The sequence below is a fragment of the Mesorhizobium mediterraneum genome (assembly GCF_002284565.1).
Lineage (GTDB): Bacteria > Pseudomonadota > Alphaproteobacteria > Rhizobiales > Rhizobiaceae > Mesorhizobium > Mesorhizobium mediterraneum.
Genome location: NZ_NPKI01000012.1, coordinates 88659 through 102654 on the forward strand (window position 1 = coordinate 88659; position 13996 = coordinate 102654).

At 62.4% G+C, this 13996-nt stretch carries 11 protein-coding genes; 5 read left to right on the top strand and 6 right to left on the bottom strand.

What is annotated here, in order from left to right; translation table 11 throughout:
* The 3 genes from CIT25_RS08365 to CIT25_RS08375 form a co-directional block, all read right to left on the bottom strand.
* Complete coding sequence (locus CIT25_RS08365; RefSeq protein WP_095484092.1) at positions 1 to 669, bottom strand: DUF1007 family protein; 669 nt, start codon at positions 667 to 669, stop codon at positions 1 to 3.
* A gap of 85 nt (positions 670 to 754) precedes the next feature.
* Entirely contained in the window at positions 755 to 1654 is a 900-nt protein-coding gene (locus tag CIT25_RS08370; RefSeq protein ID WP_095484093.1) for a LysR family transcriptional regulator, read from the bottom strand.
* A 1-nt stretch (position 1655) separates the two neighbouring features.
* Positions 1656 to 2855: an amidase gene (locus CIT25_RS08375; protein WP_095484240.1), complete on the bottom strand. Its 1200-nt coding sequence runs from the start codon at positions 2853 to 2855 to the stop codon at positions 1656 to 1658.
* 543 nt (positions 2856 to 3398) lie between these two features.
* Between CIT25_RS08375 and odc2 the strand changes: the two genes are divergently transcribed.
* Together odc2 and CIT25_RS08385 are read left to right on the top strand one after the other, a co-directional pair.
* Positions 3399 to 4532 (top strand): ornithine/lysine decarboxylase, encoded by a 1134-nt coding sequence (gene odc2, locus CIT25_RS08380; RefSeq protein ID WP_095484094.1) that lies wholly within the window; start codon positions 3399 to 3401, stop codon positions 4530 to 4532.
* A gap of 262 nt (positions 4533 to 4794) precedes the next feature.
* A complete protein-coding gene (locus CIT25_RS08385) occupies positions 4795 to 5358 on the top strand; it encodes a GNAT family N-acetyltransferase (RefSeq protein WP_245329800.1) in 564 nt (187 codons plus the stop codon).
* A gap of 63 nt (positions 5359 to 5421) precedes the next feature.
* Here the strand turns inward: CIT25_RS08385 and CIT25_RS08390 are convergent, their stop codons facing one another.
* Positions 5422 to 5706 (bottom strand): SCP2 sterol-binding domain-containing protein, encoded by a 285-nt coding sequence (locus CIT25_RS08390; RefSeq protein WP_095484241.1) that lies wholly within the window; start codon positions 5704 to 5706, stop codon positions 5422 to 5424.
* Positions 5707 to 6139: 433 nt separating this feature from the next.
* On the opposite strand from CIT25_RS08390, the gene CIT25_RS08395 reads away from it, so the two are divergent.
* Both CIT25_RS08395 and CIT25_RS08400 read left to right on the top strand, forming a co-directional pair.
* Positions 6140 to 7255 (top strand): TauD/TfdA family dioxygenase, encoded by a 1116-nt coding sequence (locus CIT25_RS08395; RefSeq protein WP_095484096.1) that lies wholly within the window; start codon positions 6140 to 6142, stop codon positions 7253 to 7255.
* A gap of 463 nt (positions 7256 to 7718) precedes the next feature.
* Positions 7719 to 9131 (top strand): coiled-coil domain-containing protein, encoded by a 1413-nt coding sequence (locus CIT25_RS08400; protein WP_095484097.1) that lies wholly within the window; start codon positions 7719 to 7721, stop codon positions 9129 to 9131.
* 20 nt (positions 9132 to 9151) lie between these two features.
* Here the strand turns inward: CIT25_RS08400 and CIT25_RS08405 are convergent, their stop codons facing one another.
* Both CIT25_RS08405 and CIT25_RS08410 read right to left on the bottom strand, forming a co-directional pair.
* Positions 9152 to 10795 carry an MFS transporter gene (locus tag CIT25_RS08405; protein WP_095484098.1) on the bottom strand — a complete coding sequence of 548 codons (1644 nt, stop codon included), beginning with the start codon at positions 10793 to 10795 and terminating at the stop codon, positions 9152 to 9154.
* 299 nt (positions 10796 to 11094) lie between these two features.
* Positions 11095 to 12126, bottom strand: a complete 1032-nt coding sequence (locus tag CIT25_RS08410) for a histone deacetylase family protein (RefSeq protein WP_095484099.1) — start codon at positions 12124 to 12126, stop codon at positions 11095 to 11097.
* A 170-nt stretch (positions 12127 to 12296) separates the two neighbouring features.
* Here CIT25_RS08410 and CIT25_RS08415 point away from each other — a divergent pair, with 170 nt between their 5' ends.
* Positions 12297 to 13964, top strand: coding sequence for an amidohydrolase (locus CIT25_RS08415; protein WP_095484100.1), 1668 nt, complete (start codon positions 12297 to 12299; stop codon positions 13962 to 13964).
* The last annotated feature ends 32 nt before the right edge of the window (positions 13965 to 13996 follow it).

Genomic DNA, 13996 nt, shown 5'->3' on the forward strand with positions numbered 1-13996 from the left:
TTATCCTTCTGGCTGACAGTTCATTTCAAGCTTGGTCGCAAAGATCTTGCTCATATCGGTGCCTGTCGGATCGTTGAAGAAGGCGTCCGTCAGGGTCTTCTGGTTCTCGGCGATCGCCTCGTCGGGGTTCGGACGAACGACTTTGCTCGTGCATTTCGACGGCATGCCATCGACCTGCAGATTGGCATCCTCGGTGAAATCGATCGCCGTGTAGAAGGTCGGGTCGTAGACGCCGATATCGATCTTGCCGGCCAGCTTCATCGGCGCCTTCGGTTCGGATTCGAACAGGATGATGAGTTGGTCGTTCTCGAAATTGGCCATCAGCTGCGGCGGTGGGCTCATCGGCTCGTCCTTGCCGTCGACGGTGACGAGTTGGAAATAATTGAACTCCGCCAGCGAAGCATGGACGGTGTCGGCGACTTCCTTCAGCTCCTTGTCGTCGAGCTTCAGGTCAGAATTCTTGTCGAATTCCATCATCACCGTGCTCGAAAACAAATCGTCGAAGCGCCAGAGATGGCGCAACGCCTTCACACTTTGGTGATCCGGGCTGAGAACCACTTCGAGGCGGGCCTCGGCGAAGACGTGGGGATGCACTTCGGCCGGCACGACCATGGCAAATGTCGCCGCCATGGCCGAAGCCATCATGATTGCTTGCCGTTTCAGATGCATTCTCGGTCGCGATCCCATCGACTTCGGTAAATATCGAGAGTTACCAGAAAGGGGGCGAAAATGGGACCGCCAGGCGGCTGAAAGCTCATGCGCTGTCATTCGTCTTGAACCACTGCACCAGGAAATCGACAAAAACGCGAACCTTGGCAGGCAAATAGCGCCGGTGCGGATAGACTGCGAAAATGCCGCTACCCGAAAGGATGCGGTCATCCAGCACAGTCACCAGCCGGCCGCTTTCGATGTCGGGAGCGGCGATGAAATCGGGCAGGATGGAAAATCCCAATCCAGCCACCGCGGCGGCTCTTGCGGCCATCGGACTGTTGACCTCGATCGGACCGGAGACCGAGACGGTTACCGTATCGCCACTGTCGCCCTTGAACGGCCAGTTGGTCAGCCAGCGGCCATTGGTGTCTATGATGCAGGGCACGCGGCCAAGGTCCTGCGGCCGCACCGGCATGCCATGCTTGGCGATCAGCTCGGGAGATGCGCAGAGGCGCACCGAAAACGGCGCCAGACGCCTCGCGATCAGCGAGGAGTTTTCCAGCCGCGAAATGCGCACGGCGAGATCGAAACCTTCCTCGACCAGATCGACGAAGCGGTCGTCGAGATGGATGTCGAGCACGATGTCGGGATGCTGCTTGGCGAAGTCGATCAGCGATTGGCCGATCGGTGCGTCAGCAAAGGTGCGCGGCGCTGAAAGCTTGATCCTGCCGCGAACGTCGCCGGAGGATTCGCGCACCGCATCGGCCAGGCTGTCGACCTCACGCACAATTTCCGAGGCGCGCCGGTAATAGGTATGGCCGGCCTCCGTCATCGAGAACTGCCGCGTGGTGCGGTTAAGCAGCAGCGCACCGAGCTCGTCCTCCAGCTCGCGCACATATTTGGACAGCAGCGCCTTGGAGCGCCCGATCTTGCGCGCCGCTGCCGAAAAACCTTCGGCCTCGACCACGTCGATGAAGGCGCGCATGCGGGTCAGCGTGTCCATGTCATGCGCTCCTTTGGCGGGCTGAGAGGATGCGCGCGGCGAGCGCCATCAGCCGCCGGTCGCTGTTCTTCGGTCCAAGCAGCGACAGGCCGAATGGAGCGCCGTCGAGCTGGCCTAGCGGTAGGGTGATTTGCGGAAAGCCCGACAGGCCGGAAAGACACAACAGTCTCAGCGCGCGTTCACGGTACGCCTGTAAATCGTCGAAGGAAGCAGCCTTGAGCGGGGCGGCGTCAGGAACGGTCGGCAGCACAAGAACGCCGTCATCGCCAAGACGCTCGGCAAGTTCGAGACGGAAGGCGTCGCGGCGCTGCGTTTCATGTCGCGCCGTTGCGGCGTCGATGGTTGCGCCATGCTCGAAGCGTTCCTTGACGCCGGGGCCTAGCATCCGGTTTTTCTGCGAGATCCAGGCACCATGATTTTGCCAGGCCTCGTATCCTTGCAGCTTGCGGAAGCACCAGTAGAGATCGTCGGTCGAATGCGAGAGCGGCGCGATGATCCGCGGCGCGCCCGTCACCGAAGTGACATGCTGGACCATGCCGCGATATTCATCGGCTCCCTGCGGGCCGAGAACGAGCCCGTCCAGCGCATCAAGGGCGAGGGGGCGCTGCAATTCGTGGCGATGCGGATCGTCGCCGAGCAGCACCGCGCCGACCTTGTCATAGGTGGTCATGTCCTTGGCAAACCACCCGAACGTATCGAGGGAGGGGGCCAGCGGCATGGTGCCATCGAGCGAAATGCGGCCATGCGTGACCCTGAGGCCGATCAAGCCACAGAAACTTGCCGGGGCGCGGATCGAGCCGCCGGTGTCGGATCCGGCGGCGATGTCGGCCAGCCCGCCGGCGACCGCAGCAGCGGAACCGGAGGACGAGCCACCGGTGATGCGGTCGGGTGCGGCCGGATTGACCGGCGCCGGAAAATGCGCGTTCAGCCCCATCAGGGAGAAGGCCAGTTCATCCGTTTGCGTCTTGCCGACGAAGCGCGCGCCCGAATCAAGCAGCGCCCGAACGGCCGGCGCTGTCGCGGGGGCGGGTGAAACCTCCTGGTATTTCTGCGGATTGCCGCAGCCGGTGCGGTAGCCGGCCACGTCGTAAATATCCTTGACGGCCAGCCGCAGGCCGGCAAGCGGGCCGGATTGCGCATTGGATACAGGGATATCGTCTAGGTCGAGAAAAGCGTTCAGGGGGCCACGAGTGCCTGTCATTCGTTCGATATCCGGATACAGCTGTTGCAACATTGTTCGATGCTAGGAATTTTACAACCTGACGTACGATTTTTATTGATTGTGAAATCCTTCGACCTTATATCGCGCTTGCCCAAAGTCGCACGTGCCTGTGGGTGTCCGCCGATCCTCAAAATGGTGAGGGATATCGGTAAGGTAACTGGAGCCAACCCCTCCAGTCGGTTTAGCGGCCAACCGCCAGACCGAGGACACCTTGAAGCAACGACGGTGCGGGCCTTTCTGGTGTTCTGCCGGTCGTCCAAAGACCGGGGTTACTGAAGAGGCACACCTTCATTGCCGGCAGTGCGGACGGGTCTCCCATCCAAGCCAAGGCAGACAAAGCGAACCGAGGCCGGGCAAGGCCAAGGTTCACCGCCGCGAGACGGCGTTTCATGGTTCCGGGGTCTCCACCGGCTGGTTCCATGGATTTGACGTCCCGCCTTTGTCCACCGCGTGTTCGCGAGGTCGATGACCCGCGTCCCGCAGCCTTTGTGCGCGCCGAAAGGCGCTGATGGAGAGACCCCGATGGCTACCCAGCGCATCCTTGATTTCCTCGCCACCCGACGTCCGAACGGCCCATGCCTCGTCGTCGATCTCGATGTCGTGCGCGACAATTTTCGCGCCTTCGAGAAGGCGCTTCCCGATTCGAAAATCTACTATGCGGTGAAAGCAAACCCGGCGCCGGAAATCCTGCGCCTGCTTGCTGCGATGGGCTCGTCCTTCGACACCGCTTCCGTTGCCGAAGTCGAGATGGCGATGGACGCCGGTGCGCCGGCGGACCGCATCTCCTTCGGCAACACCATCAAGAAGGAGCGCGACATCCAGCGCGCCTATCAGCTCGGTATCCGGCTGTTCGCAGTGGACTGCGTCGAGGAGGTCGACAAGATCGCCCGCGTTGCGCCCGGCGCCCGTGTGTTCTGCCGCGTGCTGACCGACGGCGAAGGCGCCGAATGGCCGCTGTCGCGCAAGTTCGGCTGCGTGCCGGCGATGGCGGTCGATGTGCTGCGTCGTGCCAGGACGCTCGGCCTCGACGCCTATGGCGTGTCGTTTCATGTCGGCTCGCAGCAGACCGACCTGACTGCCTGGGACCGTGCGCTCGGCGATGCCAAGAAGGTGTTCGCGGCGCTCGCCGAGGAAGGCATCGTGCTCAAGATGGTCAATATGGGCGGCGGGTTCCCGACCCGTTATCTCAGGGATGTGCCGGTGGCACAGGCCTATGGCCAGGCGATCTTCTCGGCGCTGCGCAAGCACTTCGGCAACGCCATCCCGGAAACCATCATCGAACCGGGCCGTGGCATGGTCGGCAATGCCGGCGTCATCAAGTCGGAAGTCGTGCTGATCTCGAAGAAGGCCGACAACGACAATGTGCGCTGGGTGTTCCTCGACATCGGCAAGTTCGGCGGTCTCGCCGAGACGATGGACGAGGCGATCCGCTACCCGATCGTCACCGCGCATGACGGCACCGAGACCGCACCGTGCGTGCTCGCCGGCCCGACCTGCGATTCGGCCGACGTGATGTACGAGAAGACGCCGTATCCGCTGCCCTTGTCGCTGACCATCGGCGACGAGGTGCTGATCGAGGGCACCGGCGCGTACACCACGACCTACGCCTCGGTCGCCTTCAACGGCTTCGAGCCTCTCCGATCCTACGTGATCTGACGGTTCGAAAGAACCGCTCAGATCATCCCAGGTGGGCGCCTGTCGCCCGCCCGGGCTCGCCTGTGGAACAATCCGCTCGTGAAGGATCGCGGAAATGGAAATTGTAGATTTCATTGTTGAAGACGCTGCGCGCGGAATCTCCCCCCTCGAGGGGGAGATGGCCGGCAGGCCAGAGGGGGTCGGTCCGGCTGACGCGACCTCTCTTGGACCGCACGGCGTCGGCGCTTCACGCGCGGCGACCCCCTCTGTCGCCTTTGGCGACATCTCCCCCTCGAGGGGGGAGATTGCTGGTGCTTTTGCCATCACCGCCGAGACCGCTGCCGACGTTCCGGCGCGCGAGGCTTTGCTCGATCGCGCCATGGGGCCGAAGCGCAGGAAAAAATCGTCGGAAAAGCTGCGGCGCGGCCGTCGGCCTTCGGAAGGCCTGGCCTTTGTCGCGCACGATGCTTCGGGCGCTGTGAGTGGCACGGTGCGGCTATGGGATGTCGTGCTGGGCGAGGGCGGTCGGCCAGCGCTTCTGCTTGGCCCGCTCGCCGTCGATCCCACTATCAAGAATGCCGGCATCGGCTCGGCGCTGATGCGCCATGCAATCACTGAAGCCGCGCGTCTCGGCCATGCGGCGATCCTGCTGGTCGGCGATGCGCCCTATTACGATCGCTTCGGGTTCTCGGCCGAGAAGACCGGCTCGCTGGCCATGCCGGGACCTTACGAACGGCACCGCTTGCTGGCGCTGGAACTGGTGGAAGGCGCGCTCGCCGACGCGCAGGGCACGCTGAAGGCGGCAGGGCGCAAGCTGAAGGCACAGCGGCTGCCGCTCGCGGCCTGACGGATCGGAAACAAGCCGCCGCCCATCGGGCGGCGTCTTCTTTTCATCCCGGATTGGAGTGGATCAGCCGATCAACTGGCTCAGCGCCATGGCGACGCTCATGTCGCCTTCGACCTTTATCTTGCCGGACATGAACGCCATGGTCGGGTTGAGATCGCCTGCGATCAGCGACTCCAGATCGTCGAGCGAAAGCTTTATGGTGCAGTCGGCCGGCGCGTCGGTGGTCGAGACATTAGCGCCGTCGATGACGATGACACCGTCGCCGCCGGTATCGAATTTCACGGAACGATCGAACCCGGCACTCGCCACGCGCGCGCTGATCTTGTCGGCAATTTCCTGAACGCCCATGGCCGTTCTCCTCGTCTCGTTGCGTTTGTCGCACATTGGCACTTCGGTCCGGCCGAAGTCGCCGTCTTGCGCATTTCGCGATCACGGTCGCTGGCGCATATAGCTTTGGGTTGACGTTTACGTCAACGCGGTTCCCCGAGATGAAGATGGGTTTTATCGCCGCAGTGAAGCCGGGCTGTCCGCGAGGCCAGCCCAGAGGGGGATGGCGGTCCCATTGCATTTAGCTGGACACTGCCGGCAAATGACCGCTACCATCGCCATGTTGCTTGAATCAGGTTTCTACCTGGAGATCGAGTGCTCGAAGAACCGAACAGAAATCCCGGATCCCATCGCTATGGGAAGCCGAGCTTGTGGTGGCCACCACCGTTGGGTTGATGGCCTGCGGGCCTGATCCGAGCTGAAAATCAAATTCTGTGTTCAGAGAGACACCGTCATGAATACCATGCTTTCCGTGGAAGCCCGGGAGACCGCGCTTGCCGTAACTTTCTCGTCAGGCGAAACAGTCTGCTATCCTTGGCTCTGGCTAAAGGACAATGCGCCATCGGCGTTTCACCCGCAGACCGAAGAGCGGATATTCGACCTGACCAGGGTGGAGCCCTCACTCAGACCGATCAGCGTGCAAGACAGAGGCGGCACTGTGAGCATTGTCTGGTTGAACGACCAGGCTGAGGAGGAATTCCCGGGCCAGTTCTTTGAATCCTATCGTCCGGGCAGAAAGAGAAACGATCCGGCTGACATCGCTCCAAAACTCTGGGACGGCTCGATCGATCTTGAAACCATACCGCGTCACTCCGCCGGAGACATCTTGCAAAGCGATGCCGATCTGCTCGCCTGGCTGAAGGCAACGGCTGCATACGGGCTCTCCATCGTCGATGGGCTTGACGATGATCCCGACGCCGGGCGGCGCGCGGCCGAGCGGATAGGGTTCCTGCGCCAGACAAATTTCGGCACCATGTTCGAGGTCGTGTCGATGCCGAAACCGAACAACCTGGCCTATACGCCGGTCGCCCTGCCGTTACACACCGATCTTGCGAACCAGGAGGTGCCGCCCGGCTATCAATTCCTTCATTGTATCGCGAACGAAGCTGAAGGCGGTGGATCGGTCTTTGCCGATGGGTTTGCGATCGTGGCCGCGTTACAGGCGGAAGATCCTGAAGCCTACCGTCTCTTGTGCGAGGTCGAGATACCCTATCGTTTTCACGACGAAAACTACGATCTGCGCGGTAGGTTTCCTGTGATCGTAACGCGACGCGATGGAGAAGTGACAGAGTTACGGTTCAACGCCCATCTTGTCGATGTCATCGACCTTCCCTCCGACATTTGCGCGCCCTTTTACGCGGCCTATCGCAAGCTGATGATGATGATCCGCGGCTCGCGTTTCCAAATAGCCTACCGCCTCAAGGCCGGCGAAATGGCGGTGTTCGACAATCGCCGGGTGCTGCACGGCCGCCGCCAATCGTTCAATCCGAACACGGGGCGGCGACATTTGCGCGGATGTTATGTCGATCGTGGGGAGTTTCAGAGTCGTATTCGCGTCCTCTCGCGATAGCGGACGACGACCGCGTCGTCGTCGGGCTGCTGACCGAAGGCCATCTGATGCGGCGCTATGCCGAGGAGCTCGACAAGGCGAGGCGGGACCTGTCGGGCGAGGGCTAGGCTTACCGAGCAGCTCGGCCGGCATGTCACGTCGTGAACAACAAGGGAGCACGACGATGGTCGCGGCGGTCAATCTGGAACTCTGGCGGACGTTCCTCCGGTGGGTTGTTTCCAAAGCCGGCTACAATCAGGGCACTTACACGGTTTGCGTCATTCAAACAGACGAGGACAGTGGCCGAGCCTGTCCCTAGCGTGGACTCGGCCCCTGCGCTCAGAGTGGGTAAACGGGCCATGACAGCAGATTCTAGAGCGGTCATCTCACGCGTCGACCGCGTCAGGGGAGATAGGATGAACCCGTATCCGGGAGGCGAGGATCAAGACCCCATGATGGCGCTACACGAGGGGGAGGTTCAGTCATGAGAATCAAAAGTCTGATGAAGCGCGCCGAGAAGGTGGACAGAGCATTCAAGGAGCTTGAAGCCGATTTGGCGGACGCGTTCGATGAGTGCCTCAACCTAGACGACCAGTCGCCGTTGGAGGCCGTCCCGGATGAGAATCTCGCGGCAAAGAATGACAACTCTCAGCCCGAGGACGACGCTGGCACCGCTCGACGCCTGACCTCCCACACACAAACCCGACTGGCTGCGTTAAATGCCGTCGATGGGCTCTTTGACGATGCGCGGGAGTATCTGGAGGAGATCAATACGAAACTGTCGGAGATCGCGACCTCGCATCATCTGACAGGCGAATTCCTGAAGCTGCTTCACGGGGACATTCTTCGCGCCAACGAACTGGAACTGGCAAATGTCGGCCTGACCACCCAGCAAAGAGTGCTGTCGGAGCAACTCCACGATGCCACCAGAAAGCAGCGCGAGCGTGAAAGCGCTGTCGAGGCCCTGCAGCAGCGCGAGACAGGCCTGATCGAGGACAAGGAGGCACTTCGCCGTGCGCTGGCTGCAGCAAGGCTGGAACTCGTCGTGGCAGGCAATGCGAGCGCAGAGCGCGAAGCCGAGTTCGGTGACCTCGTCACAACGCTTTCGGCCAGAACGGCCGAGGCCAACAGATGCTCGCGCGAGAACGAGATACTGCGGGAAAAACATGTCAGCCTGTCGATCGACCTCGACAAGGGGCTGAAACGGGAAGTTGAGGCGCGGCACAGGCTGGATGAACTCTCGACGATTCATGCCAATGAGACGGCGCGACTTTCGGAAGTGCTGGCTGCGCTTGGCAAGAGCGAGAAAGAGGAAATGCGGCTGCAGAAATCGCTCGATGTCGCGCAAGCGAAGCTGTCGGAAATGACGGAAGCGGCCCGTATCATGGAAGGTGACAGGGAAGCCGAGCGAGCGCGTGGTTTCACGGAGATCGGCGGCCTGCGTTCCGAAATTCGGAACCTCCAATCGCGATTGGAGGTTGCCTTGAACGAGAACAGTGAAGCCGCCAGCGAGATCGCCAAGCTTAAGGCTCAATGGAGCGACGCTGTGGCCGAAAAGCAAATCGCGGAGGAAAGGTTGTCTGCTCTCAGAAAGGAGAACGAAAACGACAAGATGAACCTTTCGACCGTGAACGCGAATTTTTCGCAGCTTTCCCTGCAGCAGGCATCCGAGCAGATACAGTTCGATGTCCAGAGGCAGGAATGCGAGGACCTGCGAGCCGAAGTCGCGTTGCTCGATGCTCGGGTCAAGGAACTGTTGCCCTATGAGCGTCTCCACAAGGTCACAAACGCCAGACCGCGTGAGGACGGCGTGGTCGAGATCACCGGTGTCGTGGCGGAGAAGGCCCGCGCTACAAGCAGGCGGCGTGTCCGTACGAGCCTGCGCGCTGCATCCTAACGCGCAGGGTGGGCTGCCGCTTAGTGCTCGATCGGGCCTTTCGGCATGACGATCGCCGTGCCGGCGGTTGTCGGACGCTCGATCATGCGGCGGACGCGCGGCGGCTCGTCGCCGCTGTGTAGCGCACGCACGCGCTCGCCGATAACGGCGTCGGCATGGGTGGCCCGCTTATTGTGGCGGATGTATTCGAGCCATGTCGGCGTGTGATAGTGCTCGATCCATATTGCGGGATTTTCGAGATCGCGCGCCAGCGTCCAGTTGCGGGCGCCGTCACGGCGTCGGATGCGGCCGCGTTCGGCCATGGTGGCTAGGAATTCCGGCACGTCCTCCTCGCGGATGATGTACTCGATCATGATAGCGATGGGGCCGCTGCGCAGCTTGAGGTCGAGCGCAAGATGCGGCTCCTTGAAACGGTTGGTCGGATCGAGATTGAGCACCGCCTGCTGCGGCAAGGGCAGCAAGAGGCCGATCGCGCCGCCCGCCAGCATCGCGACAGCAGCCGCGATCAGCGCGAATTCGGCGCCATGCGCATCGGCGACGACACCCCAAATCCAGCTGCCGAGCGCGATGCCGCCGAAGGTCGCCGTCTGATAGACCGACAGCACCCGGCCGACCACCCAGCGCGGCGTAGACATCTGCACCGTGACGTTGAAATGCGACAGCGCGATCACCCAGCAGGCGCCGCCGATGAGCAGCCCGAGCGACGTCTGCCAGGCGTGGTCGCTGACGGCGGCATTGAAGGCGCAGAGCGCGAAGCCGGCGAATGCCATGCGCACCATCGTCTCGCTGGACAGGATCTGCCTCAGCCGGACGCTGATCAGCGCGCCGCCGACCGCGCCGATGCCGAACGCGCCGAGCATGATGCCGTAGGTCAAGGCATCGCCCTTGACGACGTCGCGCGCCACCAGCGGTAGCAACGCCAGAACCGCGCCGGCGCTGAAGCCGAAAGCCGCACCCCTGACCAGCACCTTGCCGATATTGGGCGACATGGCGACGTAGCGCAGGCCGGCGCCCATCGCCGCGCCCAGCGTCTCGCGCGGCAGTGTAGAGGCCGGCAGGTCCGGCTTCCAGCGGGCGAGCACTATGATAAGGCCGACATAGCTCAATGCATTGGCGGCAAAGGCGGCGGCGGCACCTGCGGCGGCAACGATGATGCCGCCGATCGCCGGGCCGACGCTGCGCGTCAGGTTGAAGCCTAACGAGTTGAGCGCGACGGCCGCAGGCAGCTTGGCGCGTGGCACCATATCACCGACCGACGCCTGCCATGACGGGTTGTTGAGCGCCGTGCCGCTGTCGATCAGGAAGGTGAAGGCGAGCAGCGTCCACGGCGTTATCAGGCCAAGATAGGTGAACACGGTCAGCAGAACCGAGACGACCAGCATGAAGGTCTGGGCAATCAGCATGACCTTGCGCCGGTTGAAGCTGTCGGCGATCGCACCGGCAACGAGCGCAAACAGCATGATCGGCAAGGTGGTCGACGCCTGGACCAGCGCGACCTGATAGGACGAGGTGGCGATCGTCGTCATCATCCAGGCGGCGCCGACGCCCTGGATCAAACCACCGAAATTCGAAACCAGACTGGCGGACCATACGGCGCGGAAAATGCCGTGCCGGAACGGCGAAAGCGCCGAGACGCGTTCGCTGTTCGGCTCGTCGTCGATCATGGATGCTTCCCCGACTTCAATGCTGTCTTCTTCCGGTGAATCGGTCCCTCATACCGTCCCTTCAAAGTAGAGCATCACTTTGCAAAGGGCGAACGCCTTTTCGAAGAAGATCATGGTCCAACAACAGGATAGCGGACGCCGGAACAGGTCAGCGGGCGTCCTTGCAGGCGGCGTGGAGCGCTTCGGTGAGGTGGCCGACTTTGTGCCCGATGCCTACTAAATTGCCACGAATGTCGTTGCCCAAAACCGCTGCGCTCTCTCTGATCAAACGCCCGAGGGCAGACTCTGGTCGACATGCGTTACCGATCCTCGAATCCGGTCAGCACGCCGACGGCGTTGATGCCGATTTCCTCGACGGCATAGCCGCCTTCCATAACGAACAGCGTCGGCAGGCCGAGCCTGGCGATGCGGCGGCCAATCTTGGGATAGTCGCCGCTTTTCAGCTTGAACTTGCTGATCGGGTCCTTCTCGAACGTGTCGACGCCAAGCGAAACGACGACGACATCGGGAGCGTACGCCGCAAGTTTCGCGCAGGCGTCTTCCAGCGAAGCATTCCAAGCGTCCCATGAGGTGCCGAACGGCATCGGATAATTGAGATTGAAGCCTTCGCCGGGGCCGGCACCGCGCTCGTCGGCATGGCCAAGGAAGAACGGATATTCGGTCATCGGGTCGCCATGCAGGTTCAGCACCTGCACGTCGTCGCGGCTGTAGAAGATCTCCTGCGTGCCGTTGCCATGATGGTAGTCGACATCGAGAATCGAGACGCGCTTGGCGCCCTGGTCGCGGAACCATTGCGCGGCAACGGCGGCGTTGTTGATGTAGCAATAGCCGCCCATGAAAGCAGCGCCGGCATGATGGCCGGGCGGACGGCAGAGCGCGAAGGCGGACGTCTCGCCGCCCTTGACCAGGGCGGCCGCGGTCAGCGCCACGTCATAGGACGACTTGATCGCCTCCCAGGTGCCTTCGACGAAGGTGGCGCCGCCGTCGAAGGAGTAAAATCCAAGCAGCGCATCGATCGTTCTGGGGCGCACATCGCCGCGCAGGCCGCGCGTCGGCCAGGTGAAGGGGATGGCCGAGCCCGTCCGGCCGGACGCTTCCCAGAGCGGCCACACGGTCGGCAGGAAATCGATGTAGTCGCTGGTGTGCACCTTCCTGGCGGCAGCGAGATCGTGGGTGTCGGGTGGCAGGATCGGGCCGAGCTTTTCGCTCTCCACCCTCGCCTGGATGAACTCAGCGCGCGAGGGCTTCTCGAAGGCCGGCACGATGGCGCCCGAAATGAGTTCGAAGTTGCCGGCATGACCGACGTGGAGAGGGGAGAAAACAGTCTTCATCTTGCGGGCCCGGCTCGCTCTTCGAGTTGCGTATCTGTCATTGACGGACTGCTTTGTGGCAGAGAGTTTCAGCGCCGCCAAGAGGCGTTCCAGATCGTTGTTGCAAGTAGCAGCGGACGGCTTGCCAGACGCCAATACTCTGCTAGCCTAAGCTCAAACGGGAGAAAATTATGCCGCCATCGGCCGATCTGATCGTCGAGAATGCCAGCATATTGACGATGGATCCCGATAACCCCCGTGCCGAAGCCATAGCCATCAAGGGCGGCGAAATCATTGCGATCGCAGATCGCGCGACCGTGCTGGAGCACAAAGGCCCCGGCACGCGCGTCATCGATGCCGGCCGCGGCTCCGTCGTCCCCGGCTTCATCGAAGCGCATATGCATCTTTTCGGCGGCGCGGCCGAGCTCGATCATCTCCAGCTGATGGGCGTCCACGGTTTCGAGGCGCTTTCCGACGCTGTGCGCCATTATGCCGCAAGGCGACCGGACCTGCCCATCCTGCAGGCGCAAGGCGCCGACTACACCATCCTGTCGGCGGCCGAACGGGTCAGCCGCCGTCATCTCGACCGCATCCTGCCGGACCGGCCCTTCGTCATGGCGGCGCCCGATCACCACACAATGTGGGCCAACACCAAAGCGCTGGAACTGGCCGGCCTGCTTAGAGGCAAGCAGCTTGGCCCGGGCAATGAGATCGTCATGGGCGACGACGGGCTGGCCAGCGGCGAATTGCGCGAGGGCGAGGCTTTTGGGCCGCTGATCGTGCTGGCCGGCGAGGATCGCGTGCGGCTCGGCCTAGCCACCGGCGGCGAGCCGGACCCGAGGCCGACGCCGGCGGAGCAGGCCTCCGACCGGGCGATCATGCGCCGCGGGCTGGAATGGTGTGCCAGGCATGGCATCACCTCGATCCAAAACATGGACGGCAATTTGCATCAGCTCGAACTCTTGTCCGAGATCGAGGCCGAAGGCGGCTTGCTGTGCCGCGTGCAGGTGCCGTTCCACTACAAGAACTTCATGACGCTCGACATGCTCGACAAGGCGTCGGCGATGGCCGAGCGCTACAAGGGTGAATGGTTGTCGTCGGGCATGGTCAAAGTGTTCTATGACGGCGTGCTCGATTCATGGACGGCGGTGATGGTCGAGCCCTATGCAGACCGTCCGGATTGGCTGGGCGAGCCGCTGTTCACGCCGCAGCAATTCATCGACCTTGCCGTGGCCGTCGACAGGCGCGGGCTGCAGATTGCGGTGCACTCGATCGGCGACGGCGCCGTGCGCGCCGTGCTCGACGGCTACGAGGCGGCACAGAAACAAAACGGCAAGCGCGACAGTCGGCATCGGGTCGAGCACATCGAGGTGATCACCGCCGCCGACGTGCCGCGCTTCGCAAAGCTTGGCGTCATTGCCTCGATGCAGCCGCCGCATCCGCCGGGCAGCATGGGCTTGCCGCTGGAGCCGACGGTGTCGCGCATCGGGCCCGCCCGCTGGCCGCTGAGCTATGCGTGGCGGACGCTGAAGAACGCCGGCGCGCGTGTCGTCTTCGCCTCGGATTGGCCGGTGTCGCCGATCGATCCGATCCTGGGCATTCAGGCGGCAGTGCTGCGCAAACCATGGGCAGACGATGATCCCGATCAGAGCTTCTCGCTGCATGAATCACTCGGTGGCTACACGGTGGAAGGCGCCTATGCCGAGTTCATGGAGCATCGCAAAGGCCGTCTGAAGCTAGGCTTCATGGCCGATCTCGTGGTGCTCTCTGCCGATATCGAGGCGACCGCGCCGGAAGCGCTGCATATGGTGCGGCCAGTGACGACGATCTGCGGCGGCAAGATCACTTACCAGGCATGACGATGGCACGGGAATTGCGTTCTGAATCGACA